We start from the raw sequence: 19,219 nt of genomic DNA, 5'->3' as shown, positions 1-19,219 counted from the left end.
AACGAGAGAGTAGACGTAGAACGAGCACATCGCGCGGAGCAAAGGGGCCAGGGCCGCGCGCTCAGTGGCCGTGAGCTCGTGCGTCATCTCGCCAGACCTCCATCAGCTGGGTGAGCTCGTCGGGGGTGAGGTTGCGCAGGCGGCACTCGACGGTGTCCTCGTCGACCCACAGCTCGTCGGCGAGCTCGTGGACCGAGCGTGCCCAGCGGGCGGCCTCGATGAGGGCGGCGCTGGTGATGAGGCGCTCGGCGGCGGTGGCGTCGGCCGCTTCTTCTTCGCGGGCCTGCATGTGCCCGGGGACGGGTCCGCGCTCGACGTGGGCGACCTCGTGGGCGATGGTCGAGCGTCGCTGCGCCTGGGTCATCCCCGGGGACAGGGTGACGGTGCGTCGGTCGTAGTCGGTGCGGCCGAGGATGTCGGGGTCGCCGAGGTCGTGCCAGTGCAGTGTCCATCCGGCGAGGGCTCGGAGTGCCCGCCACGGGTGGTAGGGGTGCTGCATGGCCCGACCACATCACGTGGGACCGACAGCGTGCCCAGGGTCGGGCCAGGTCAGGGGGTCAGGAGCGGTCGATGATCGTCAGGTCGAGACCAGAGTCCGGGTGGTAGGACCAGCGGGCCTCGTAGTCGTCCCACTCGTCGGTCTGCTGCCCGTCAAGGGCGCGAGTGCTGTCGATGTGGGTGGTCACGTAGCTGGGCGTGTCGAGACGGTTCGTCACGCACCCGACGTCGAAGATGTCGCCGCGCTCGATGCCCGACTCATCCTTGCCCAGGGTGTCGAAGGTGATGGACTTCCCTCCGTCCTCGAGGAGGCCGACGACGTCGCATGCCTCCGCGACCTTCTCCAGCTCGCTGGGGGCGACGAATGCACGCCACGTAAGGAACGCTCCGCCGGCGACCGCCAGGGTCAGTACGACAACGAGCGAGATCACGAGGCCCTTCGTCTTGCTCATGCCCCATCTCCTACATCATCGGTGCGCTGGCGTGTGGCTCGACGCGCCGCAGTGCCGTACTGGCCCTTGTGCGCCCCGCTCCCCGGGGCCTGGCTGGTGGTGGGGGCGTTGTCATGGTCGGCCTCTCGCACGATGCTCTTGATGAGCTGGCCCAGCGCCTTTCGCTGGTCCCCACTCAACCGAGCAGCCTCGTCCGGCGGCGTCCACGGGCCGAGCTCGCCTGCCGGCTTCCCGGCGAGCGTGCGCAGCTCGCGAACGTCGAGGCCGAGACCCGCGGCCAACGCCCTCAGCACACGGTCTGGGGGGTTCTTCGCGCCGTTGCCCGCCACGTAGCGGCTCACGGTTGCCCGGTCGATCGCGTGACCTTGCCTGCCAGCTCGCTCGACGACTGCGTCGATGGAGTCGTTGCCCTTCGCTTCTGCGAGGCGGGCGGAAAGCGCGGTCACGTTCACAACCTTCGGGAGTCGGCATGTGCAGGCGCAACTCGTCTTGTGCGCTGCTATGCACAAACTACAACGGCGTAATAGGCATCGCCCGCTGACTTCCTTACAAACGCGCTTGCGCTTCAGCGGCGACTACTTCTACGGCCGGCTCCCCGGCATCGCCCACGTCGTCGCGCCCTGACCGCAAAAGAGCGACGTCGACCAGCTGACTAGGGCAGATCCTTCGCTGCCACCCACCTGTCCACGAACTCCCTCCCCGACTTTGTCAACTCGTACAGGACCGGACCGGATCCCACCGAGATCGCTGCGCCGTTCGGTAGCGATAGCCCGTGCTGGGTGGGTGGGTTCGTGATTTGAATCAGGTACCCGTCCTTCAACAAGTTCAAGATGGCCAACTCGAGGGCGACGTCGATGGTGATGTTGGTTGCCCCGGGACGGTCGGCGAAGAGCTGCAGCACCCGACGCTCGATCTCGCCGTACCTGTGGTTGAGCACCGACAGGTTGGCCTTGATCTGCTTCACCGCCAACTTCGGAATATCACCCTTGGTGACGAGCCGGTGGCAGTTCGGGCACAGCGCGATGAGGTTGTGGAACTCGTGCTTCTTGACCTTGGCCCAGTCCTCGATGTGTTCGATATCGACGACGTGAGCACCGCACTGCGGCATGGCGCACCGGTAGCCACTCTCGATCAGGACGTCCCGCTTCATGGATGCCGGGATGCCCGGCCTGCCTGCAGCCATACGCGTCAGTGTGCCCGAGACCGTCGGGCCGGCAGTCCGACCCGAGGAGGTCCCGCGTGGACGACGTCCTGACACAGCTGCCCTGGGGCAGCCTCGGCACGACGAGCGTCATCGTCATCTCGGTGCTCGCGCTGCTGCGCGTCTCGGTGCTCGCCATCATCCGGGGCGAGCTTGTACCGGCTCGCACGGTGGAGAAGACCGAGGCCGATCTACGCGAGTCCCTGCGCCTCGAGCGGGTCCGCAACGACCAGCCCTCCCGAGCACTGTCGGTGCTCGCGCTGAACTACGGCACGACGGCCGACAAGGTCCTCACCTCGCTGCCCCTCCTCGAGGGCCAGCAGCAGGAGCCGGTGCGCGCCGTCGGGGGAGGTGTCGTCGATGGGTGACACCAGCTGGGTGCAGCGACTCGTCGGGCGTCTCGCCCCTGACCGGCCGGACGGCGCAGCCGACGAGGTCGAGCGCTCCCGCCGCTCGCTCGACGAGACCGAGCACCTCGTCGCCACGGCCAACGACGTCGCCGCCCGTCTCCACTCCCACGCGGAGACCAACCGCTTCAGCCGACGGATCGAGATCCACCTAGCAGGGAGGCTCTACTGATGCGCCCACGCACCCTCGCGGCGCTCGCCGCCGTGGCGATGCTCGTCCTCGCGGTGGTCTCCCTGGAGTCGGCGAAGGTTGTCGCGACCGCAGCCGGCTTCGCCGCGACCGTCGGCTTCATGCTCGTCTTCCACGTCGTCACCTCTAGGCAGGAGGGGTGCCGTGGCACGTATCGCGCACCGGCCGGAACCTCATGCTCAAGGCCGCGGCGGTCGCAGCCCTGGCGACGGTCTCCCTGCTCTCCCGGGTCGACGAGGTCACGGGCCTGCCGATCAAGCAGTCCCTCGACCCGCTGCTCGTCGCCGCGTATACCGCCCTGGCCTACGCGTACTCCAGGTGGATCCGCGGCGTCCTCCACGACCACGACGACGAGGACCAGCGGTGACCGAGCAGATGATCGTCATGACCCCCGTCGAGACCGCGCTCGCGGTGATGAACACCCTCGCCGTCGTCTCCGTCGCCGTCGCGCTGGGCTCGTCCGCGGTTAAGCGCCTGCACCGCACCGAGCTCGGCCGCGGCCTCATGGTCTGCCTCGTCGCGCTGCTGATGACCAGCAGCGCCGGCCTGGCCCGCCGGATCCGCTTCGAGTACGCCGACCAGGTCGTACTCATCGCCTTCGGCATCACCGTCGTCGTCGCGTGGTGGGTCTACCGCGATCTCCTCCGCGACGACGACACCTGACCGATCCCCCTTCGTCACCCGACCCACCCCGGGCCGGGTGCTCACCCATGCCACGGAGGCACCACATGTCCGATCACACCGGGCCCGAGCGCCCGCCCGTCGACACCGACGACGTCGGCCCCCTCGAGGAGTTCACCACCGATTACAACGGCGACTACGACCCCTCGTGGGACAACGACCCTGCCGACGACCCCCAGCCCGAGCCCGCCACGGAGCAGGGCGAGCCCGACGACTACGACCCGGAGGTCTGAGCAATGACCGGCGCACTCATCATCCCCGGCGCGGACCAGTCCCGCCGCTACGACCGCGCGTACCCCGGCATCACCCAGCCCGCGGTGTCCAAGCTCGCGCTGCACTCCACCGAGACCTCGGCCAAGTGGGGCTGCCCCGGCTACTCCGGCGGCGCGTCCGCCCCCACCGCCACGATCGACCCGTGGAACTTCCGGACCTGGCAGCACTTCCCCGCCACCATGTCCGCCCGGGCGCTGCTCAACCCCACCAGCACCGCCGTCAGCGAGAACCGTGACAACGTCGCCCAGCTGGAGATCATCGGCTACAGCGACGAGCGGTACGGCAAGCAGTACGGGTCGAACCTGCGCGACCTCCCCGACGCCGGGTACGCCTACCTCGCGCGCCAGGTTGCGTGGTTCGCCGTCGAGCACCCCGTGCCCCTGCGCCGCCCCGCCCTGTGGCCGGCCTACCCCGCCTCCTACGGCAACAGCCCGGCCCGGATGACCAGCAGCGAGTACGCCGCGTACACCGGCCTCCTCGGGCACCTGCACGTCTCCGGCAACTCCCACGGCGACGTCACCCTCGACATCGACCGACTCATCGCGAAGGCCCAGGCCCTCGTCACCGGGACGAAGGGGATCGTCTCAACCGTCGAGGCGAGCAAGGTGACCATCGCCCGCTTCCAGCGCGCGATCGGCGTCGACGACGACGGGATCTGGGGCAAGGAGACCGACAAGCAGGCCAAGGCCCTGCGCAACTACCTCGCGCCCGGGCGCCGCACCAGCCAGTGGGACGACAAGCGCGGGTGGCGGCACGTCTTCGCCAAGGGCGGCAAGGGCTCCGCGAAGGCCGCGCGACGCTCCATCCAGTGGGCGCTCGGCGTCAAGACCGACGGCGACTGGGGTCCGAAGACCGACGCCGCGTGGCTCGCGTTCCGCGACGACGCCCTCGACCGATGACCCCCGACGAGCGGCCTGCCGTCCCGGACGCCACCGCTGCCGGGATCGCGATGGCGATCGCCACCGGCTTCGGCCTGACCATCGGCCTCGCTATCGGGGCCGCCTTCCTCACCGCCGCGTGGCGGCACCTCGACCACTAGGAGCACACCGTGACCTACGACCCCAAGTACGACGCCCCACGCGCCGCGACCATCCTCGGCCGCGAGCCCGCCGCCTGGGTCGGCCTCATCGAGGCCACCATCGCCCTGCTCGTCGTCTTCGCCCTCGGCGTCACCACGGAGAGCGCGGTCCTCATCATGGCTGCCGTCTCCGCGGCCGCCGGCCTGTACACGGCGTGGGCGACGAAGGACACCGCCCTCGGCGCGGTCCTCGGCCTCGCGAAGGCCGCGATCTCCCTCGCCGCGTACTACGGCCTGCAGCTCACCCCGAGCAGCAGGGCGCGCTCATGGCAATCATCCCCGTCGTCTTCGGCCTCCTCCAGCGCACTCAGACCACGCCGGTCGGCGACCCCATCGACCCGAGCCCGCAGTAGGTCTCACTCGGCTCCGCGAGGGGTTGGAGCACCAGCCAGGCTTTAGTCTCCCAGGCATGAACAACTTGCCCGCCGAACTAACCCAGGACCAGCTGCAGGAGATTCTTCGCGTACTCGAAGAGCGAGAGGTCCGAGGCAACTGCCCCAGGTGTGGAAACGCACAGTGGAGCCTGCAATCACACTTGACCGCCCTGCCCATTTTCGACCCTTCGGGCAACGTTGTTCTTCCAGCTCCGTCCGTACCCGGCTGCATCGTCCTCTGCGTGAGGTGCGGCTATATGAGCGTCCACGCCCTCGGCGTGCTCGGACTTATGCACTTGGCCGAGAGGTCTGAGCAGTGAGTACGGACGACCTGAAGAACAACATCGGCGTCAACCTCGTCGATAACCTGAAGCTAACTGAGAATATCAAGCAGGAGGTGGTGATGACGACTCGAGACAAGATCAAGGTAGCTCTGCACGAGATGCTCCCGCAGTACACCTCGACAGAGCAGCTGCTGGCCTGGGCGGGTTTGACTATCGGGTTAGCTACCGCCCTCCTGACGGCCGACTTCAAGGATTTTCTAGGTATTTCCGGGGAGACAGTCGCCGGAGCGGTGGGCTTGGGCGCTCTACTTTCCCTAGGGGTGACCTCTCGCGAAGTTCTTCGGTGGTTCCGACGCCCGAATCTCGACGATGTAGTTGATCGAATCATCCAAGACTCGGAACGCCAAGAGGCGTAGCCAGGTGCCTTCACGACCGGGCCCCCACCTTCATCTCCGGCCGATGAAGGTGGGGGCTTCTTCGCGTGCCCGGACATAGAACGCTCTTGTCGCCGCTGTCACACCGGCCCGCCACGATGACGCCATGGATCCGCGACACCCCACCGGGCCGCCCCCGCAGGTCGTCGCACCCCTTAACGAGGACTGGCCACCGCTGCCGGTCCCGCCGGCCGCGCCGCAGCCCATCAACGTCGTCGCCCGCCTCGACTGGCCCGGCGGCGAGCAGCACATCCCCACTCGCGCGGTCGCGTGGACCCGCACCCACGTCATGGTCGTCGTCGGCGATCCACGTCTCGGCGGCTGGTGGGCGTTGTGGCTTCGGGCGCACGACGTGCGCCGGCGCTAGACGGCCGGGCCGTGGACGCGGCCGCGGTGGATCGCGACCCCCTTCGCCGACGCGAGCCGCGCCCCGCACTCCTCGCACTGGTGCGTGAAGGTGCCCCGCTCGAGGCGCGCGATGGTCGTTGACCACCACCACGGCGGCTTGCCACCGTCGGGGGCCGGCAGGACCCCGCTGTCCCGGTAGAGCGCGGCCATGTGGTGCGACCACCCGAAGCGTTCGACGATCTCCGAGGTCCGCAGCCGCGCCGGGGTCAGCCGCACCGACCCCTCCTGCGCCCACCTGCGCAGCCGAGCCGGGGGCACCTCGATCTGGGCAGCGATGCCGTCAAGGTCGGCGCCGTCACGCCACAGCTGCAGCACCTCGGCGGCGACATCCTCCGGGGACGGGCTCGGGTCGGGCCACCCGTCGAGGGCGACACCGATGAGGTGCTCGGGCACTTCGTACAGCTCGGCGAGCTCCCCCAGCGAGTGGCCCTGCTCCCGGCCGAGACGCCACGCGGGGACGTCGTGCAGCCAGGGCGCGAGCAGCGCGGGCACGGCCGTGGTGAGCCGGCCGGAGAGGTTGCGCCGGTCGATGCCGAGGTCGGCGGCCAGAGCTGAGACCGTCTCCCCTGCGGCGCGTCGGGCGATGGCCTCCACGACGTCGGGGCGCACGGCCCACCCTCGCGGGCTCGCCTGCTGCGGGCTCGGATCGGCGGGCATGCCCGTCCGGAAGAGCACGTCGTGCCAGCACGGCGCGACCGCCTCCCAGAGCGTGTAGCGGGCCACGAGCAGACCGTAGCGGGCGCGGGTCGTAGAAGAACGGGGCTGGGGAGGGCACGAGGACCGACTTGTAAGCCGCAGGGGCGCGAGTCCCGCGCCGGGGGTTACCACGACCCGACTGTTGGTGAGGTCATCGTCATTCACATCTTGCGGACGAGCGCACGCAACGAGGTGCCGATATCTTTCACCCACCCGTTGAGGTCGCTCTTGGCGGGCTCGCTGCCGGCGCTCGCGGTCTGGGACAGGATGGGTGCAGGGTCGATGGTGAACTCATCGCTGTAGTCGTGACCGTCCGGGCCCTTGTATCGAAGGCGCAAGGTGAGCGTCCTCTCGCTCGACTCGTCGTCGTCAACACCCCAGATGTACACGTGGCTCAACTGCCACCGGGGCGGCCACAGGGTGACCGGAGCCGCATAGGACCGGTAGAGCCACTTGAGCATGCTGTCGTCCGGGAGGGTGTCGAGGTCCGCCGGAGGCCCGGGGTCGAGGAAGTCGATGTGCACGTCTGACGCTGCGGATCGACCCCAGTTACGGAGAACAAAGTTCACCGTCCCGTGGCTCAGGTGCTCCTGCTGCAGTTCGGGCACCAGCATCGGGCGGGACTGCGCGCGGCGGTCCTCGGCTGCATTCTCATCGGCCTTCTGCGAGTCCTTCCGGGAGGCTCGGAATGACCGGACTGCGACGATCACCGCGCCCAGCGTGATCAGCGCCGAGACGGCTGCTGCGATCGAGGAGACTACGGCGGCATCATCAGCTGACATCTGCGCATCGTGGCGGAAGCGACGGTGTCTCGCACCTCGTGGCGGCGAGCCCCACAGCCACACCCTCTGGGGGCACTCGATCCTGGTCCGTCTCTGGTCCGTCTGAGCTCGGCCTGTTGGCCTCAGATCCGTCTCTGGTCCGTCCCAAATGCAACGAACTACGACGAAATGCATCTTCCTGCCTCACCCGTAGCCCGCTTCCCCGTAGGGGAACCTCGCAGGGTGGCCCCCGAAGGGGGGGATGAGTCAGCCTGTAAGCCGGGTTCTGTCCACCGCCCCGAGGGGCGGATGGGCGGCCATCCATCTGGGGCCGTCGTCGCCGACGACCTCGTCGCGTCCTACCCGTGCGCTCGGGCGGGCAGCCCTCGGGCGCGCACTGTCTGGACTTGCTCCAGGTGGGGTTTACCTAGCCGGACCGGTCACCCGGCCCGCTGGTGGTCTCTTACACCACCCTTTCACCCTTACCGGTGCGAGCACCGGCGGTCTTCTCTCTGTGGCACTGTCCCGCGGGTCGCCCCGGGTGGCCGTTAGCCACCACCTCGCCCTGCGGAGCCCGGACTTTCCTCGACATCGCTGCCGCGGCCGCCCGGCTGACTCATCCGCGGGACAGCATACGGCTCCTGGCTGCTCCCCCTTCGCCACCGGTCACGACCTCGGGAAGGAACCTTCGACCTCGGGAAGGCAATGTCCCTTCCCGAGGTCGAGCTTTCCCGCCCAGGGCGGGAAAGCTGGGACGACCGGGGAGGCGAAGGCGAAGGGGTCAGACGACGACGAGGTCGACGGTGCCGGCGGCGACGTCGGCACCGACGACCCGCACGGTCACCTGCGAGCCGAGCTCGGCGCGGCCGGAGGCCCGGGCGATGGCCGGGGGGTCGCTCAGCTGGAGCTCGACGCGCTCCTTGTCCTCGTCGACGTCGACGACGACACCGGTGAGCTCCTCGCCCACCCGACCCCGCAGCACGGCGGCCTCGACGGCGTCGGTGCTCGCGCGCTCGACCGCCCCGGCGAGACGGTCGGAGGCCGCTATGACCTCCGGCAGCTGCGGGAGCGCGTCGCGGGCCCAGGCCGGCACCTCCTCGCCGGCGCTCACCGCGGCGCACACGGCGAGGCCGAAGCGGTCGACGAGCCGGCGCAGCGGGGCGGTGACGTGCGCGTAGGGCGCGGCGATGGCCGACTGCTCCGTGTGCTCGGGCAGCTCGCCGTCGAAGGCGGTGTACCCCGCCCCGCGGAAGAGCGAGGTGGCCTCGTGGATGAGGGCGAGATGGCGCCCGTCCGTGCGGTCCAGCGAGCGCAGCATCTCGCCGTGGGGCACGTCGTCGCGCCACTGCACGCCGAGCGCCCGGGCGGCGGCGCGCAGACGACGCAGCGCGCGCTCGTCCGGCGGGGGCATCGTGCGCAGGATCCCGACCCGGGCGTCGAGCATGAGCCGGGCGGCGCACATGCCGGTCAAGAGCGAGATCTGCGCGTTCCAGTCCTCGATGGCGAGGAGCGGGCGCAGCTGGAGGGTGTACGAGCCGTCCTCGGCGCGCTCCACCTCCTGCTCGGGCATGGGCAGGGTGGCCCCGCCGCGGGCCTGCTCGAGGGCGATCCGGCGCTCCCCCACCTCGCGCAGCAGGACGAGGCGCTCGTCGGGCTCGGCCGTCTCGAGCTGCTCCTGGGCGCCCTCGTAGTCGAGGCGGTCGACCGAGCGGACCACCGCGGGGTAGAGCTCGACGGCGGTGACCTCGCCGGTCTCGTCAAGGCGCATGTCCCACAGGTAGGCCGGCGTGGCCTGACCGGGCAGCAGGCTGGCGGCCCCCTCGGAGAGCACCGGCGGGTGCAGCGGCACCCGCTCGTCCGGGGCGTAGATCGTCTGGCCCCGGCGCCGTGCCTCGGTGTCGATCGCGCCGTCCGGCTCGACGAAAGAGACGAGGTGCGCGATCGCGTAGCGCACGCGGTAGCCCTGCCCGTCGCGCTCCAGGTGCATCGCCTGGTCGAGGTCCATCGACCCGGGCGGGTCGATGGTGAGCAGCGCCAGCGCGGTCTCGTCGCGCTCGGGCAGCGACAGCGGCTGCTCCGCGACGCGCTGAGCCTCGGCCACCGCCTCGGGCGGGAAGTCCTCGGGCACCTCGAGCTCGGCGCGGATCGCCGCGAAGCGGGCGACGAGGTCGGGATCGGGCTCCCCCGTCGAGCGGTCGCGCAGGCCGAGGACGCGGTGGGTACCCATGCGGCTCACCCTAGGACGGGTCCGCTCAGGACGACGTGCTGCGCAGTGCCTGGTCGAGGTCGGCCACGAGGTCGGCGCTCGCCTCGAGACCGATCGAGACCCGCAGGGTGCCGTCGGTGATGCCGATCGCGGCGCGCGCCTCCTCGCCCATCCGCCGGTGCGTCGTCGTCGCGGGGTGGGTGATGAGGGACTTGCTGTCACCGAGGTTGTTGGAGATGTCGACGAGCCGCAGCGCGTCCATGACGGCGAAGGCGTCGTCCTTGCCCCCACCGATCTCGAAGGTCACCACCGTGCCGCCCCCGCTCATCTGCCGGCGGGCGAGGTCGTGCTGGGGGTGCGAGGGCAGCCAGGGGTAGACGGTCGAGACGACACCGGGGTGCGCGTCGAGGTGCTCCGCGACGGCGAGGGCGGAGGACGCCATCGCGCGCACCCGTAGGTCCATCGTCTCCAGGCCCTTGAGCAGCACCCAGGCGTTGAAGGGCGACAGGCTCGGGCCGGTGTGCCGCACGAGCTGCTCGACGGGCCCGTGGATGTACTCCTGCGGCCCGAGGATCGCGCCGCCGAGCACCCTGCCCTGCCCGTCGATGTGCTTCGTCGCCGAGTACACGACGACGTCGGCGCCGTGGTCGAGCGGGCGGGAGAAGACGGGGGTGCCGAAGACGTTGTCGACGACGACCTGGGCCCCCGCGGCGTGTGCGAGCTCGCACACGGCCTCGATGTCGACGAGCTCCTGCATCGGGTTGCTCGGCGTCTCGAAGAAGACGGCGGTCGTCGGCTGCGCCAGCGCCTCGCGCCACTGCTCGAGGTCGGGCCCGTCGACGAAGACGGTCTCGACGCCCCAGCGCGGGAGGATCTCGTCGAGGATGACGAAGCACGATCCGAAGAGCCCACGAGAGGCGACGACCCGGTCGCCGGCGCCGAGCAGCGCGCCCAGGGCGGTGAAGACCGCGCCCATGCCCGACCCCGTCGCGTAGCAGGCGGGGGCTCCCTCGAGGAGCCGCAGTCGCTCCTCAAACATCGCGACGGTCGGGTTGCCGTAGCGCGAGTAGACGAACTTGCTGCGCTCGCCGGAGAAGGCGGCCTCGGCCTCTCGGGCCGAGCCGTACACGAAGCCGGAGGTGAGGTACATCGCCTCGGCGGTCTCGTCGAAGGCGCTGCGGGCCTGACCCCCGCGCACGGAGAGCGTGCGCGGGTCGAGACCGGCGGGGTCGAGGTAGGGCTGGGGGTTGCCGGGGCCGAGGTCGTGCGTCACGGGTCAGTCCTGGCGCCAGGGCAGCCCGGCGACCTTCCACCCGGCGAGGGTGCGGCGGCCGGCGTCGTCGACGCCGCCCTCGAAGCCGTCGAGGATGTTGTACGCCTCGTCCCACCCGGCAGCGGTGGCCTCGTCGGCCGCTGCCACGGAGCGCACCCCGGAGCGGCACAGGAAGTACACCGGCTGGTCGCGGCGCACGCCGAGCTGGTCGAGCTCGGCGACGAAGTCGGGGTTGCGCTCGCCCCCGGGGAAACGGGTCCACTCGACCGCGACGAGCGGGCGGCCGAGCTCGGCGAGGTCGGGCCGGCCGACGAAGGTCAGCTCGGCGCGGGTGCGCACGTCGACGAGGACGGCGTCGGGCTGGGAGCGCAGCGCCTCCCAGGTCTGCTCGGGCGTGACATCACCGGCGTAGGTCATGCGGCGCACCCTAGACCAGCCCCGCGGCGTCCCGCGGAGGCGTGTCAGCCCGCGGCGCGGGAGACGAGGAAGGCCGTGCCGAGGAAGCGCACGAGGCACCCGAGGGTGCCGAAGGTCGCGAAGCGGACGAGGCCGCTGCGACGCACACCGGCGGCCACCGTGATGACGGCGAAGGGAGGGATCCCGGTGAGCCCGGAGACGAAGACGACGAGCGGGCCGAGGACGGGACGCTCCAGGGTGTCGATGGCCCGGCTCGTCCAGCGCGCGAGGACCCGCTTGACCAGGGCCGTCCAGCCCTCGTCCGGGGGTCGCCCCTGCGGGTCGTCGTCGGGCACGACGCTCTGCCGTCGCGCACGACGCCGGGCGAAGAGTGCCATCCCGCGGTCGGCGGCGACGTAGTGGCTCACCTTGCCCACCATGAAGCCGGCGGTCATGAGCAGGATGTGCCAGTGCCAGGTCTCGGGGAAGACGAGCGGCAGCGCGAGGGCGTACACCTCGGCGTTGAGCGGCGGGATGAAGGCCGAGAGCAGCCCGAAGGCCACGGCCCCGACGAGCCCGGAGGTCTGCAGCCAGCCGGGGACGTCACCGGCGCCGATGAGCTCGACCACTACGTGCGGTTGGTGAAGGCGACGACGGCCTCGCCGCCGGGCCAGGCCTCGACGGCGGTGAGCGAGCCGGGGGCTCCGGCGAGACGCCAGATCCGGTCGTGCGGGATGCCGAGCACGTGCGCGAGGACGACGAGGATCGGCTTGCGGTGGCACACGACGACGACGCTGCCCCCGCGGGCCACGACGGCCTCCCAGGCGGCGAGCACGCGCGTCGTCAGCTCCTCGTGGCTCTCCCCGCCGGGCGGGGCGAAGGCGGGGTCGTCGCGCAGCGCGGCGAAGCCCGCGGCGTCCGCGGCGACGAGCTCGCCGACCGAGGCGCCGTCCCACTCGCCGAAGGACTGCTCGTCCCAGTCCGCCACCTGCACCGGCGTGACGCCGAGCGCGTCGGCGACGTGCTCTGCGGTCTCACGGGCCCGCCGCAGCGAGGAGCTGATGACGACGCTCTCGGCGTCGCCGACGAGGGCGCGCACGCCCCGGGCGGCGGCCTGCGCCTGCTCGTGGCCCCTCGGCGCGAGCGCGGGGTCGGCCCCGCCGCGACCGTCGAGGCGGGCCTCGAGGGTGAAGTCGGTGACCCCGTGCCGCACGAGGACGACGCGGGTCGGCTCGCCCTCGCGCCGGGGCGGGCGCACGGGCAGCTGGTCGGTGTCCTTCGTCGGCTCGAGGTCCTCCGGGGACAGGCCGACCCCGGCGTCGGGCGCCTGCGCGCTCGCCGAGACGTCCTCGGACGCAGCGCCGTCGTGCCAGTCGGCGACGTGGTCGCCGTCCATGCCCCGGTTCGACAGCGCGTCGGCGTCGCCGTTCTGCGCGCGCGGGATCCAGGTGAAGCGCACCGAGCCGCCGGCCTGCGTGATGTCGGCGAGCAGGTCACGGGCGGTCAGGGCGAGCGCACGCATGTCGGCGTGCTTGATCTTCCACCGCCCGCTCATCTGCTCGACGACGAGCTTGGAGTCCATCGCGACCTCGACGTCGGCCGAGGGGTCGATGCGCAGCACCGCCTCGAGCCCGGCGATCATCCCGCGGTACTCGGCGACGTTGTTCGAGGCCTTGCCCAGCGGGGCGGCGAGCTCGACGAGCAGCGCGCCGGACGCGCGGTCCCGCACGAGCGCGCCGTACCCGGCCACGCCGGGGTTGCCGCGCGAGCCGCCGTCGGCCTCGACCCGGAGGCGTCGACCCATCAGGCGGGCAGACCGGACTCGTCGGTGCGCACGACGATGCGCCCGCACTCCACGCAGCGCAGCACCTCGTCCTCCGGCGCCGCGGCCATGCGGTTGAGCTCGACGGGGTTGAGCTCGAGCTGGCAGCCACCGCATCGTCGAGCCCGCAGCGGGGCGGCCCCGAGGCCACCGCTCTGCGCCCGGACGCGGTCGTAGAGGGCGAGCAGCGGGTCGTCGATCTCGGCGAGGATCGACGCGCGCGGTGCGCTCACCTCGCGCTCCTGGGCGTCGAGGTCGGCCCGTGCGGCGGCGAGCTCGTCGGTGAGCCGGGCGACCTCGGCCTCCGCGGCGGGCACCTGGGCGGTCGCGTCGTCGAGACGTGCGCGGACCTCCTCGGCGCGCTCCATGACCTCGAGCTCGACGTCCTCGAGCGTGGCCTGGCGGCGGGCGAGGGACTCGAGCTCGTGCTGGAGGGCCTGGAGATCCTTCGCGCTCCCCTGGCCGGACTCGAGCCGCGAGCGGTCCCGGGTCGCCCGGTCCCGGACGAGCTGGACGTCGCCCTCGGCCCGCGCGAGCTCGCGCTCGACGTCGCTCACCTGGGTCTGCGCCATGATGACGGCGTCCTGGACCTTCCCCAGACGGGCGTGCGCGGCCTCGAGCTCGGCCTGCTGGGGGATGCGGGCCCGGGCGTGCGCGATCTGCGAGAGGCGCGTGTCGAGCTGCTGCAGGTCGAGCAGCCGCAGCTGCACGGTGGGGTCGGCCTTCACTGGGGGGCTCCTTCGGGGCCGGTGGCACCGACCGTGAAGGTCCACGGGTCGGTGCGCAGGGTGCTGACGTGGGTCTCCACGGTAGTCGTGTCGTGGCCGTGCTCCTGCAGCACCCGCAGCAGGTCGCGCGTCGCGCGCTCCAGCCACAGCGACTCCGTCGCCCAGTGGCCGGCGTCGACGAGGTAGGGCGTGCCTCCCCGCGCCTCCTCGCGCGCCTCGAGGGCGGGGTGGTGGCGCAGGTCGGCGGTGACGTAGACGTCGGCCCCGCTCGCCCGGACCGCGTCGAAGAGCCCGTCACCGGATCCGCCGAGCAGCGCGACGCGGCGCACGGCCGCGTCGGGCGGCCCGGCGACCCTGACGCCCCCGGCGGCTGCGGGCAGGCGCCCCGCGAGGTCACCGGCGAAGGTCGCGAGGTCCACGGCGTCGTCGAGGTCGCCGACGAGACCGAGGGGCTGGCCCTCCTCGACCGAGAGCGGGCCCCATCGCGTGAGGCCGCACGCCTGCGCGAGCGCGGTGTTGACCCCGGGGTCGGCGACGTCGGCGTTCGTGTGCGCCACGTAGAGCGCGACGTCGCCGACGACGAGCGAGGTGACGCTCTCCCCCTTCGCCGTCGTCGTCGCGACGGAGTGGATGCCGCGCAGGAGGAGCGGGTGGTGGGTGAGCAGGAGGTCGGCGCCGAGCTCGCGGGCCTCGGCGATGACGGCGAGGGTCGGGTCGACGGCCGCGTGGACGCGGCGCACGGGCTGCGCGAGGTCACCGGTGACGAGACCCACCTGGTCCCAGGACTGGGCCCCCGAGCTCGGGTACAGCTGCTCGAGGGCGGCGACGACGTCGCCGAGGGTGATGCTCATGTGGGCCCGGCCGGGATCGAACCGACGACATCCACGGTGTAAACGTGGCGCTCTGCCAGCTGAGCTACAGGCCCCTGCCCGCCCACGCGGTGCGGGGGACGGACGTCATTCTCGCAGGGCTGGCGCACCCCGCCGCGCACTCAGGAGCGCGCGTCCTCGATGAGGTTGATCTCGTAGAGGACGAGGTCGAGCGCGTCGGCCGCCGAGACCGGGCTGAAGCGCTGCGGCGTCTGCGGCGTGATCGTCGAGGCGACCGGGCTGAGCACGGTCCACGGCGTGGGGTGGCAGAACTGCACGACCGAGTACCGGTCGCCGCTCTGGCCCGGCGCCGCGACGACGCGGTGGATGCCCGGCTCGACGAGGCCGTTCGTCACGACCTCGAGCATGAGCCCGGTGTTGATGATCGCCCCGCCCTCGGGTGCGACGGCGTCGATCCACTCCCCCGTGTCCTTGAGCTTGACCTGCAGCCCCGAGGCCGTGGCACGGGGCAGCGCGGTGATGAGGTTGATGTCGGCGTGCTCGGCCGCCCACACGTGCGGCTGCTCGGGCGCGGACTCCATCGCCGGGTAGTGGATCGCGCGCGAGAGCGTCGGGCCGTCGACGAGCATCCGCTCGAAGTAGTCGGCGTGCGCGCCGATGCCCGTCGCGATGATCCGCAGGATCCGGCGCTGGAGGTCGGCGACCTCGTCGTGGAAGGTCGTGAGGGTCCGCGTGATCCCCGGCACGGCGACCTCGGGGAGGACGGCGTCGTGGTAGCGGTGCGGGTAGCGGGTGCGAAGGGGGTGCCCGGCCGGGATGTCGCGGCCCCAGTTGAGCATCTCCTTCCAGTCCGCGACGTCGGCGCTGGCAGCGGTCTCGACGAGCAGCCCGGTGTAGCCGGTCTGGCCGTGCGTGCCGGGCGCGACGAAGCGGTCCTTGCTCTCCTGCTCCTGGGTGAAGAACTCCTCGAGCATCCCGTAGGCCTCGTCGACGAGGTCCTCGGACAGGTCGTGGCGCACGAAGACGAAGCCGGTCTCCAGCGAGGTCATCATCCCCTCGACGACCGCCCGGGCGCGCTGCGCGTCCCCGGACTCGAAGGCTGCCAGGTCGACCTCGAGGATGTGCTCGCTCATGGCGGGGAGGCTACCGCGCCGTCCTCGTCAGGTCAGACGCGGTCGAGCGCGGCGACCTCGGCGCGCACCCGGGCGAAGTCGCGGCGCTGGCCCTGCTCGTTGACGCCGGACCACACGACGCGGCCGTCCCGGCCGACGAGGAAGGTGCCGCGCACCGCCATGCCGGCCTTCTCGTCGAGGACGCCGTAGCTGCGGGCGACCTCGCCGTGGGGCCAGAAGTCGGAGAGCAGCGGGAAGAAGTAGCCCTGCTGGTCGGCCCACGCGCGCAGGCTGAACATCGGGTCGCACGAGATGGCGAGCACCTCGCTCGTGGAGGTGACGAAGGAGCCGAGGTCGTCGCGGATCTCGCTCAGCTCACCCGTGCAGATGCCGGAGAAGGCGAAGGGGTAGAAGACGAGCAGGACGTTCTTCTCGCCGGCGAACTGCGACAGGCGCACGCTCGCGCCGTTCTGGTCGCGCAGGGCGAGATCCGGGGCGAGGTCGCCGACCGCCGGCGGGCGGGCGCTCCTCGTGGGCGCGGGGACGGGCTGGTGCCGCCTCATCGCCCGCCCTTGGGCGACACGAGCCGGGTGGCCACCCAGTCCGGGCCGCACTTCGTCGTGCCCGAGGTGTGCAGACCGGCCGTGCTCGCGGCCTCCTCGATCTCCGTCGCGTCGACCTCGTCGGGCCGCCCGGAGGTGGGGGTGACGAGCACGATGCTGCCGCCCTCCTCGAGGGTGCCCAGCGTGTCGACGAGCGCGTCGGTGAGGTCGCCGTCGGAGTCACGCCACCACATGAGGACGTGGTCGACCACACCCGTGTAGTCCTCGTCCTCCAGCTCTCCCCCGACGACCTCGACGACCGAGGCCCGGAAGCCCTCGTCGATGTCCTCGTCCCAGCCGAACTCCTGGATCACCTGGTCGTGCTCCAGACCAAGTCGGCTCACGGCGCTCGTGGCGCTGTCCCCGCTCACCTCGTACCACCTCTCGTGCTTCGCGTGATGTCTGTCATCAAGTCCACCCAATCACGACCCGGATGGCAAGGGTCGGCTAGGGGCGCTGGGAGTTGGCCCGGCGCGCCGCGCGCGGGAGCGCGCGCGCATCTCCTCGGCCACCTCCTGCGCGTCCCGGGCGGCGAGGTGCTGGGCGAGCGGGCGGACCGCCCCGACGGTCGAGACGAGCCGCACGTCGGCCAGCCCGAGCCGGCGCGCGAGCGGGCCCTGCGAGACCTCGACGGACTGGATGCGTCCCCAGGGCACGACGGTGACGACGCGCGCGAGCCGTCCGCTGCGCACGACGGCGACCTCGTCGGCGAGCAGGACGCCCCGCCGCCGCCAGGCCCACGGGTCGAGCAGCCGGGCCGAGGGCGGGCAGCCGACGGCCTGCGGCGGCAGGCCGTCGCGCATCACCGACCGTGCCGGGGTCGTGTCCATCGCCGTCGAGAGCACGCCGAGCAGGCCCTCGGCCTCGGCTCGGCTCGCGGCGGGCACGATGACGCCCTCCTCGACGACGGTGTCGCCGCCGACCTTGACCCCGGCGATGTTGACGGCCACCGACCACCAGTCCGGGCGACGCCACAGCAGCGGCTGGGTGAGCTCGACCGCCTGCACGCGGTGCAGCGGCACGGTCGACGTCGCGAGCTCGGTGAGCCCGTGCTGCGAGGCGAGGGTGCGACCGCTCACCCGCATCGTGAGGTTGCCCCAGGTGAGCAGGCGGCGGACCTTGCCGACGACGTAGAGCAGGAGCGGCACGACGAAGCCGGTGACCGCGACCTGCCCGAAGAGCGCCCCGACGCCCAGGCCGAGGACGACGAGCACGGTGATGACGAGGGTGTCGAGCGTGAGCACGGTCGAGGCGAGCAGCCGACCGAAGGGCATCGAGACGACCGGGGGCGGCGGGGGTCCCGCCGGCGAAGGGGGACCCGCCGGCGACGGGGGACCCGCCGCGGGTGAGGGGGCGAGCCCGTCGGGCGAGACCTCCGTGCTCTCGTCCCGGGCGTCCCCGTCGGCCCCCGCGCCGACCGGGTCGGCGCCGGCGCGCTCGGCCAGCCCGAGGAGCTGGTCGCGCAGCACGGCGGCGGAGCGCCGGTCGAGGTAGGCGAGCGACATGTGCGAGTCTCCGCCGCCCGCGGACTCGACCCGCACCTCTGCGAGCCCGACGAGCCGGGCGAGGAGGGGCTGGGTCGTGCTCACGGCCTGGATCTGCGCGTACCGGGCCTGGCGGTGACGGCGGAAGAGGACGCCCTGGGTGAGCTCGATGGTGCTCGGGCCGAGCCGGTAGCGGGTGAACCACCACGACGCCGCGGCCACGGCGACGACGCCGAGGACGACGAGGGCGACCGCGGCGACGGCCAGCAGAGGGTGCTCCCCCGCCGACGCCTCCCACCCGCCGTCGGGTCCCCCTTCGCCCCGGCCGGTGATCCCGCCGAGGAGGTCCTCGACGAGCTGGCTGGCGAGGTAGCCGACGACGGCGAGCAGGAGCAGCCCGCCGCGCAGCAGCGGGGAGAGGGGGTGGAAGCGCTGCCAGCCCGGCTCGGGCGGGGCGCTCACAGCCCCGCCCGGCGGCTCTCGCCCAGCGAGCTGAGGCTCTCGCGCAGCCGGTGGGCGACCGGCTCGGGCAGGCCGGGGATCGACCCGGCGCTCTGGGGGTTGGCGGTGTGCACCTCGACCTCGGCGAGACCGGCACGACGCAGCAGCGGGCCCGCCTCGACGTCGACGTACTGGATGCGGCCGTAGGGGATCGTCACGAGGGTGCGGACAATCCGCCCCTTGCGGATCACCAGCTCGTCGGGCAGCTCGGCATAGCTCATCGCGCTCACCTGGCGGCCGACGAGCCACCACGCCCAGGCCCACAGCAGGAGCAGCACGACGGCCGGGACGGCAGCCCACCGCCACACCGTCGCGGCGACGACGACCGCGGCGAGCGTCAGGGGGGCGAGGACGACCGAGGTGGCGACCCGACGCACCCCTGCCAGGCCCGGGTCGACCCGCGCCCAGCGCACCGCCCCGTCGTCGTAGAGGTCCAGGGCGGGCGGCTGCTCCGTCATGCGCTCATCCAACCACCACCCCGGAATGTGACCGTGGCCACCTCGGGTGGGAGACTGGTCCCAGCAACCC

At 71.9% G+C, this 19,219-nt stretch carries 28 protein-coding genes, 1 tRNA gene and 1 other RNA gene; 10 read left to right on the top strand and 20 right to left on the bottom strand.

Features of this window, described 5'->3' with window-relative positions:
* Positions 1-61: 61 nt before the first annotated feature.
* From L6241_RS10040 to L6241_RS10025, 4 genes are all read right to left on the bottom strand, one after another.
* On the bottom strand, positions 62-499 hold the full coding sequence (locus tag L6241_RS10040) for an ImmA/IrrE family metallo-endopeptidase (protein ID WP_368246027.1): 438 nt from the start codon (positions 497-499) through the stop codon (positions 62-64).
* Between the two features lie 58 nt (positions 500-557).
* Complete coding sequence (locus L6241_RS10035) at positions 558-950, bottom strand: hypothetical protein (protein ID WP_368246026.1); 393 nt, start codon at positions 948-950, stop codon at positions 558-560.
* Entirely contained in the window at positions 947-1,396 is a 450-nt protein-coding gene (locus L6241_RS10030) for a helix-turn-helix domain-containing protein (protein ID WP_368246025.1), read from the bottom strand. The genes L6241_RS10035 and L6241_RS10030 overlap by 4 nt, the downstream gene beginning before the upstream one ends.
* Before the next feature lie 206 nt (positions 1,397-1,602).
* On the bottom strand, positions 1,603-2,133 hold the full coding sequence (locus tag L6241_RS10025; protein ID WP_368246024.1) for an HNH endonuclease: 531 nt from the start codon (positions 2,131-2,133) through the stop codon (positions 1,603-1,605).
* A gap of 56 nt (positions 2,134-2,189) precedes the next feature.
* Here L6241_RS10025 and L6241_RS10020 point away from each other — a divergent pair, with 56 nt between their 5' ends.
* The 10 genes from L6241_RS10020 (at position 2,190) to L6241_RS09975 (ending at position 6,239) form a co-directional block, all read left to right on the top strand.
* Positions 2,190-2,519, top strand: a complete 330-nt coding sequence (locus tag L6241_RS10020) for a hypothetical protein (protein ID WP_368246022.1) — start codon at positions 2,190-2,192, stop codon at positions 2,517-2,519.
* Complete coding sequence (locus L6241_RS10015; protein WP_368246021.1) at positions 2,512-2,730, top strand: hypothetical protein; 219 nt, start codon at positions 2,512-2,514, stop codon at positions 2,728-2,730. Before L6241_RS10020 ends, L6241_RS10015 begins: the two co-directional genes overlap by 8 nt.
* A 157-nt stretch (positions 2,731-2,887) precedes the next feature.
* Positions 2,888-3,115: a hypothetical protein gene (locus tag L6241_RS10010; RefSeq protein WP_368246020.1), complete on the top strand. Its 228-nt coding sequence runs from the start codon at positions 2,888-2,890 to the stop codon at positions 3,113-3,115.
* Positions 3,112-3,411: a hypothetical protein gene (locus tag L6241_RS10005; RefSeq protein WP_368246018.1), complete on the top strand. Its 300-nt coding sequence runs from the start codon at positions 3,112-3,114 to the stop codon at positions 3,409-3,411. The genes L6241_RS10010 and L6241_RS10005 overlap by 4 nt, the downstream gene beginning before the upstream one ends.
* A gap of 65 nt (positions 3,412-3,476) precedes the next feature.
* Positions 3,477-3,662 (top strand): hypothetical protein, encoded by a 186-nt coding sequence (locus tag L6241_RS10000; RefSeq protein ID WP_368246017.1) that lies wholly within the window; start codon positions 3,477-3,479, stop codon positions 3,660-3,662.
* Between the two features lie 3 nt (positions 3,663-3,665).
* Entirely contained in the window at positions 3,666-4,601 is a 936-nt protein-coding gene (locus L6241_RS09995) for a hypothetical protein (protein WP_368246016.1), read from the top strand.
* A complete protein-coding gene (locus L6241_RS09990) occupies positions 4,598-4,741 on the top strand; it encodes a hypothetical protein (protein ID WP_368246014.1) in 144 nt (47 codons plus the stop codon). The genes L6241_RS09995 and L6241_RS09990 overlap by 4 nt, the downstream gene beginning before the upstream one ends.
* 9 nt (positions 4,742-4,750) lie before the next feature.
* On the top strand, positions 4,751-5,179 hold the full coding sequence (locus tag L6241_RS09985) for a hypothetical protein (protein ID WP_368246012.1): 429 nt from the start codon (positions 4,751-4,753) through the stop codon (positions 5,177-5,179).
* A 291-nt stretch (positions 5,180-5,470) separates the two neighbouring features.
* Positions 5,471-5,854 carry a hypothetical protein gene (locus tag L6241_RS09980; RefSeq protein ID WP_368246011.1) on the top strand — a complete coding sequence of 128 codons (384 nt, stop codon included), beginning with the start codon at positions 5,471-5,473 and terminating at the stop codon, positions 5,852-5,854.
* A 124-nt stretch (positions 5,855-5,978) separates the two neighbouring features.
* Positions 5,979-6,239 carry a hypothetical protein gene (locus L6241_RS09975; protein WP_368246009.1) on the top strand — a complete coding sequence of 87 codons (261 nt, stop codon included), beginning with the start codon at positions 5,979-5,981 and terminating at the stop codon, positions 6,237-6,239.
* Here L6241_RS09975 and L6241_RS09970 read toward each other — a convergent pair.
* The 16 genes from L6241_RS09970 to L6241_RS09895 all read right to left on the bottom strand — a co-directional run bounded on the left by L6241_RS09970 (position 6,236) and on the right by L6241_RS09895 (position 19,149).
* Entirely contained in the window at positions 6,236-7,003 is a 768-nt protein-coding gene (locus L6241_RS09970) for a hypothetical protein (RefSeq protein WP_368246008.1), read from the bottom strand. The two genes, L6241_RS09975 and L6241_RS09970, sit on opposite strands and share 4 nt — an antisense overlap.
* Positions 7,004-7,137: 134 nt before the next feature.
* On the bottom strand, positions 7,138-7,758 hold the full coding sequence (locus L6241_RS09965) for a hypothetical protein (protein WP_368246006.1): 621 nt from the start codon (positions 7,756-7,758) through the stop codon (positions 7,138-7,140).
* Positions 7,759-7,996: 238 nt separating this feature from the next.
* Positions 7,997-8,356, bottom strand: an RNA gene (gene rnpB, locus L6241_RS09960) — RNase P RNA component class A.
* Between the two features lie 162 nt (positions 8,357-8,518).
* Positions 8,519-9,964 (bottom strand): RNB domain-containing ribonuclease, encoded by a 1,446-nt coding sequence (locus L6241_RS09955; RefSeq protein WP_368246004.1) that lies wholly within the window; start codon positions 9,962-9,964, stop codon positions 8,519-8,521.
* 25 nt (positions 9,965-9,989) lie between these two features.
* Complete coding sequence (locus L6241_RS09950; protein ID WP_354588897.1) at positions 9,990-11,216, bottom strand: O-succinylhomoserine sulfhydrylase; 1,227 nt, start codon at positions 11,214-11,216, stop codon at positions 9,990-9,992.
* 3 nt (positions 11,217-11,219) lie between these two features.
* On the bottom strand, positions 11,220-11,633 hold the full coding sequence (locus L6241_RS09945) for a rhodanese-like domain-containing protein (protein ID WP_123090800.1): 414 nt from the start codon (positions 11,631-11,633) through the stop codon (positions 11,220-11,222).
* A gap of 44 nt (positions 11,634-11,677) precedes the next feature.
* Complete coding sequence (locus tag L6241_RS09940) at positions 11,678-12,241, bottom strand: hypothetical protein (protein ID WP_368246002.1); 564 nt, start codon at positions 12,239-12,241, stop codon at positions 11,678-11,680.
* Positions 12,241-13,416, bottom strand: coding sequence for a bifunctional RNase H/acid phosphatase (locus tag L6241_RS09935; RefSeq protein WP_368246001.1), 1,176 nt, complete (start codon positions 13,414-13,416; stop codon positions 12,241-12,243). The genes L6241_RS09940 and L6241_RS09935 overlap by 1 nt, the downstream gene beginning before the upstream one ends.
* Positions 13,416-14,162 carry a zinc ribbon domain-containing protein gene (locus tag L6241_RS09930; protein ID WP_368246000.1) on the bottom strand — a complete coding sequence of 249 codons (747 nt, stop codon included), beginning with the start codon at positions 14,160-14,162 and terminating at the stop codon, positions 13,416-13,418. Before L6241_RS09930 ends, L6241_RS09935 begins: the two co-directional genes overlap by 1 nt.
* Entirely contained in the window at positions 14,159-15,013 is an 855-nt protein-coding gene (locus L6241_RS09925) for a Nif3-like dinuclear metal center hexameric protein (protein WP_123090804.1), read from the bottom strand. Before L6241_RS09925 ends, L6241_RS09930 begins: the two co-directional genes overlap by 4 nt.
* A gap of 1 nt (position 15,014) precedes the next feature.
* Positions 15,015-15,087, bottom strand: a tRNA-Val gene (locus L6241_RS09920).
* A gap of 66 nt (positions 15,088-15,153) precedes the next feature.
* Positions 15,154-16,125 carry an isopenicillin N synthase family dioxygenase gene (locus tag L6241_RS09915; RefSeq protein ID WP_368245997.1) on the bottom strand — a complete coding sequence of 324 codons (972 nt, stop codon included), beginning with the start codon at positions 16,123-16,125 and terminating at the stop codon, positions 15,154-15,156.
* Between the two features lie 32 nt (positions 16,126-16,157).
* Positions 16,158-16,667: a peroxiredoxin gene (locus tag L6241_RS09910; protein ID WP_123090808.1), complete on the bottom strand. Its 510-nt coding sequence runs from the start codon at positions 16,665-16,667 to the stop codon at positions 16,158-16,160.
* A complete protein-coding gene (locus L6241_RS09905; RefSeq protein WP_368245996.1) occupies positions 16,664-17,077 on the bottom strand; it encodes a DUF3052 domain-containing protein in 414 nt (137 codons plus the stop codon). Before L6241_RS09905 ends, L6241_RS09910 begins: the two co-directional genes overlap by 4 nt.
* Before the next feature lie 51 nt (positions 17,078-17,128).
* A complete protein-coding gene (locus L6241_RS09900; RefSeq protein WP_368245994.1) occupies positions 17,129-18,652 on the bottom strand; it encodes a PH domain-containing protein in 1,524 nt (507 codons plus the stop codon).
* Positions 18,649-19,149 carry a PH domain-containing protein gene (locus L6241_RS09895; RefSeq protein WP_229300926.1) on the bottom strand — a complete coding sequence of 167 codons (501 nt, stop codon included), beginning with the start codon at positions 19,147-19,149 and terminating at the stop codon, positions 18,649-18,651. The genes L6241_RS09900 and L6241_RS09895 overlap by 4 nt, the downstream gene beginning before the upstream one ends.
* Positions 19,150-19,219: the final 70 nt, after the last annotated feature.

The sequence above is a fragment of the Janibacter sp. Y6 genome (genome assembly GCF_040900765.1).
Lineage (GTDB): Bacteria > Actinomycetota > Actinomycetes > Actinomycetales > Dermatophilaceae > Marihabitans > Marihabitans melonis.
This window is presented reverse-complemented; position numbering and strand designations above follow the sequence as displayed.

Coding starts and splice junctions, on each gene's coding strand:
- L6241_RS09990 (WP_368246014.1), top strand. CDS start 4,598: ATGACCCCCGACGAGCGGCCTGCCGTCCCGGACGCCACCGCTGCCGGG.
- L6241_RS10040 (WP_368246027.1), bottom strand. CDS start 499: ATGCAGCACCCCTACCACCCGTGGCGGGCACTCCGAGCCCTCGCCGGA.
- L6241_RS09955 (WP_368246004.1), bottom strand. CDS start 9,964: ATGGGTACCCACCGCGTCCTCGGCCTGCGCGACCGCTCGACGGGGGAG.
- L6241_RS10025 (WP_368246024.1), bottom strand. CDS start 2,133: ATGGCTGCAGGCAGGCCGGGCATCCCGGCATCCATGAAGCGGGACGTC.
- L6241_RS09995 (WP_368246016.1), top strand. CDS start 3,666: ATGACCGGCGCACTCATCATCCCCGGCGCGGACCAGTCCCGCCGCTAC.
- L6241_RS09915 (WP_368245997.1), bottom strand. CDS start 16,125: ATGAGCGAGCACATCCTCGAGGTCGACCTGGCAGCCTTCGAGTCCGGG.
- L6241_RS09965 (WP_368246006.1), bottom strand. CDS start 7,758: ATGTCAGCTGATGATGCCGCCGTAGTCTCCTCGATCGCAGCAGCCGTC.
- L6241_RS09895 (WP_229300926.1), bottom strand. CDS start 19,149: ATGACGGAGCAGCCGCCCGCCCTGGACCTCTACGACGACGGGGCGGTG.
- L6241_RS09945 (WP_123090800.1), bottom strand. CDS start 11,633: ATGACCTACGCCGGTGATGTCACGCCCGAGCAGACCTGGGAGGCGCTG.
- L6241_RS10035 (WP_368246026.1), bottom strand. CDS start 950: ATGAGCAAGACGAAGGGCCTCGTGATCTCGCTCGTTGTCGTACTGACC.
- L6241_RS09910 (WP_123090808.1), bottom strand. CDS start 16,667: ATGAGGCGGCACCAGCCCGTCCCCGCGCCCACGAGGAGCGCCCGCCCG.
- L6241_RS10015 (WP_368246021.1), top strand. CDS start 2,512: ATGGGTGACACCAGCTGGGTGCAGCGACTCGTCGGGCGTCTCGCCCCT.
- L6241_RS09975 (WP_368246009.1), top strand. CDS start 5,979: ATGGATCCGCGACACCCCACCGGGCCGCCCCCGCAGGTCGTCGCACCC.
- L6241_RS09935 (WP_368246001.1), bottom strand. CDS start 13,416: ATGGGTCGACGCCTCCGGGTCGAGGCCGACGGCGGCTCGCGCGGCAAC.
- L6241_RS09925 (WP_123090804.1), bottom strand. CDS start 15,013: ATGAGCATCACCCTCGGCGACGTCGTCGCCGCCCTCGAGCAGCTGTAC.
- L6241_RS10000 (WP_368246017.1), top strand. CDS start 3,477: ATGTCCGATCACACCGGGCCCGAGCGCCCGCCCGTCGACACCGACGAC.